The sequence below is a fragment of the Pseudoneobacillus rhizolycopersici genome, from assembly GCF_054786815.1.
Genome location: NZ_JBTOOE010000297.1, coordinates 1 through 213 on the forward strand (window position 1 = coordinate 1; position 213 = coordinate 213).

Below are 213 nucleotides of genomic sequence, written 5' to 3' on the forward strand. Positions count from 1 at the left end.
GGTCTCGACCTCGGCGGGGTCAGGCAGCGTGTCGGAGGGGAGCCAGATCTCGAAAACCCGGCCGTCCGCGATGCGCGTCAGCTCGGCCGGCGCGCCGGAGGCGACGGCCTCGCCGCGGTTGAGGATCAGCGCCGTGTCGGCGACGGCGGCGGCATCGGCCGGGTCGTGCGTCGAGAAGATCACCGCCGCCCGGTCCCGGATGCGCTCGATCAG

General features: G+C 74.2%; 1 pseudogene. It reads right to left on the reverse strand.

Features of this window, described 5'->3' with window-relative positions:
* Positions 1-213 (reverse strand): annotated as a pseudogene (locus tag ACX9YW_RS23825) (hypothetical protein); the annotation flags it as partial.